Source organism: Albidovulum sp. (assembly GCF_049646345.1).
Lineage (GTDB): Bacteria > Pseudomonadota > Alphaproteobacteria > Rhodobacterales > Rhodobacteraceae > Albidovulum.
The window spans coordinates 1-2,736 of the sequence record NZ_JBARVQ010000162.1 but is presented as its reverse complement, the minus strand read 5'-3'; the positions used below and the strand labels follow the sequence as shown (position 1 = coordinate 2,736).

Below are 2,736 nucleotides of genomic sequence, written 5' to 3'. Positions count from 1 at the left end.
CAGTTATTGAGGATGTGCGGGGACACTGCCCCACGCTTGTCTTCGATATCGTCATTTTTTGCGAGGGCTGAACGCGATCAGAGGGCCCGAAGCCCGTTGCGAAACCGCGCGGCATTCGCCCGGTAATGCGACGCCGAGGCAAGCAATTTAGCCCGCGCTGCTTCGTCGAGGCTGCGAACGACCTTGCCCGGCGCGCCCATCACGAGGCTGCCATCGGGGATTTCCTTGCCTTCGGTGATCAGCGCATTCGCCCCGATCAGACAGCCCTTGCCGATCTTCGCGCCGTTCAGCACAGTCGCACCCATGCCGATCAGGCTGCCCTCGCCGATCGTGCAGCCATGCAGCATCGCCTTGTGGCCGATGGTGCAATCCGCGCCGATCACCAGCGGATAGCCCATATCGGTGTGAAGGACGCAGTTTTCCTGAATGTTTGACCCGGCACCAACACGGATTTCCTCGTTGTCACCTCGCAGCGTTGATCCGAACCAGACATTCGCGCCTGCCTCCAGCACGACCTTGCCAATCAGATTGGCATCCGGCGCAACCCAAGCATCCTCGGCGAGTTGCGGTGAAATTCCGTCCAGTTCATAGATCATCGTTGCGAAAACTCCCGGTTGAGGCCGCGCACAAATTCCGACAGGCTGGGCTGCCGGTCACGGCGCATGCGTTCCGCCATCAGGATGGTTTTCAGTTCGGCCTCGGCCCGGTCGAGATCTTCGTTGATCAGGACATAATCGTATTCCGCCCAATGGCTGATTTCGGCCTCGGATTTAGCCATGCGCCCGGCGATGACCTCATCACTGTCCTGCCCACGGCTGCGCAGGCGTCGTTCCAGTTCTGAGATGGAGGGCGGCAGGACAAAGATCGATACGACATCGTCGCCCATCGCCTGCTTCACCTGCTGACCGCCCTGCCAGTCTATGTCGAAAAGCGTGTCGCGGCCTTCGATCATCGCCGCTGCGACCGGCCCCTTGGGCGAGCCGTAGAAATTGCCGAAGACCTCGGCATGTTCCAGCATCTCGCCCGCCTCGACCATTGCCGCGAAATCCTCGCGGGACCGGAAGAAGTATTCGCGCCCGTCCTTTTCGCCGGGGCGCGGCGCGCGGGTTGTGGCCGAGACCGAAAACTTAAGCGTCGGGTCCCATTCCATCAGCCGTTTGGCCAGCGTCGATTTGCCCGCACCGGAGGGCGACGACAGGATGATCAGCAAGCCCTTGCGTTTCATGGCTATTCCACGTTCTGAACCTGTTCCCGCATCTGGTCGATCACGGTCTTCAGGTCAAGCCCGATCCGGGTCAGCGCCGCGTTGCCGGATTTGGAACAGAGCGTATTTGCCTCACGCATGAATTCCTGCATCAGGAAATCGAACTTGCGCCCCACCGCGCCTTTTTCGGCCAATAGCCCGCGCGCGGCGGCGATATGCGCGCCCAGACGATCAAGCTCTTCCGTCACATCGGATTTGACGACCAGCAGCGCCAGTTCCTGCGCGATCCGGTCCGGATCGGCCTCGGCCGCGCCCGTCATCACACGGGCCAGATTGTCAGTCAGGGCACGGGCCTGTTCCTCGCGCCGCGATTCTGTGGCGGTTTTGGCGTCCGCCGTCAGGGCCTCAACCCGCCCGATCTGCGCCGCGATAACCGTGGCAAGCGCCCTGCCCTCTGCGGCGCGCATTGCAGCGAAGTCATCAAGAAGCGGGACGAGATCGCGGCTGAGGGCCGCAAGAAGCGGCGCGGTATCCTCTACCTCGCCCCCCTGATCGATCACACCACGCAAGTTCAGCACCTCGGCGGCGCTGGGCGTTGCCAGCGGGATACCGGCCGCCTCGGCCCCGGCCCTGACCGTTGCCAGCGCGTTCAGCACAGATGACAGCCCGGCGGCATTGACCCTCAGCCCGTCATCGCCAGTGGCACGCGTCAGTTTCAGGGAGACCGAGATATTGCCGCGCACGGCCACTTTTGTGACACCCGCACGAATTGCCGGTTCCAGACCGTCGATCCAGTCGGGAACGCGCAGCCGAAGATCCAGCCCCTTGCCGTTCACGGACCGGATTTCCCAGGCCCAGGAAAACCCCGCCCCCTCTCCCCGACGGGCCGCAAAGCCGGTCATGGACACAAGTTGTGCATTTACCATTTAAGACTTTTGTCCCCCAGTGAACCGCCGGATCATGTTATTAACACTTCAGTAAGTATTCTGGCCGTAGAGTTAACAAATGCTGACCGGCGCGACAACGCGTCGGCCTGTGTTAAGTTGCGGGCGACCGAGGCGTCGTAGCGGCCGGATGTGTTGGGTGAACCGGGACGGCTGCTCCCGCATCAGGAAAGTCGAAGGATTATGAGGTTTAGTCATATTTCTGAAGTGAGGGATTATTGGGAAGCCCTCAGATGTGGACGTGGCGTTCCGTTCCGGTCCGAAATCGATCCGCGCGGAATTGAACGTGCGCTTGAATATGCATTCGTGCTCGAACGGGTTTCGCCGCAAGTTGCGCGGTTCCGGCTTGCCGGATTGCATCTGAACGATCTGATGGGGATGGAAGTTCGCGGCATGCCGCTGACGTCCTTTTTCACCCCCAAAGCACGGCACGATGTATCCGACGTGCTTCAGGCCGTGTTTTCGGGCCCAAGTACCGCTGACTTCACGCTGAAAGCCGAACCGGGTTTCGGCAAGTCCGAGATGCAGGCGCGGTTGCTGATCCTGCCGCTGAAGAGCGATCTGGGTGATGTCAGCCGGGCTTTGGGG

At 61.3% G+C, this 2,736-nt stretch carries 4 protein-coding genes; 1 reads left to right on the top strand and 3 read right to left on the bottom strand.

The genetic code is table 11. The features are described from left to right. Positions 1-77: 77 nt before the first annotated feature. Genes WBB85_RS04085 through WBB85_RS04075 form a run of 3 tightly spaced genes read right to left on the bottom strand, consistent with a single transcriptional unit; the run spans position 78 to position 2,130 of the window. Positions 78-596, bottom strand: a complete 519-nt coding sequence (locus tag WBB85_RS04085; RefSeq protein ID WP_432637352.1) for a gamma carbonic anhydrase family protein — start codon at positions 594-596, stop codon at positions 78-80. Beyond that, on the bottom strand, positions 593-1,225 hold the full coding sequence (gmk, locus tag WBB85_RS04080) for a guanylate kinase (protein WP_432637351.1): 633 nt from the start codon (positions 1,223-1,225) through the stop codon (positions 593-595). The genes WBB85_RS04085 and gmk overlap by 4 nt, the downstream gene beginning before the upstream one ends. A gap of 2 nt (positions 1,226-1,227) precedes the next feature. Further along, entirely contained in the window at positions 1,228-2,130 is a 903-nt protein-coding gene (locus WBB85_RS04075) for a YicC/YloC family endoribonuclease (RefSeq protein WP_432637350.1), read from the bottom strand. A 201-nt stretch (positions 2,131-2,331) separates the two neighbouring features. On the opposite strand from WBB85_RS04075, the gene WBB85_RS04070 reads away from it, so the two are divergent. Further along, the coding region (locus tag WBB85_RS04070) for a PAS domain-containing protein (protein WP_432637349.1) at positions 2,332-2,736 on the top strand (405 nt) is incomplete at its 3' end.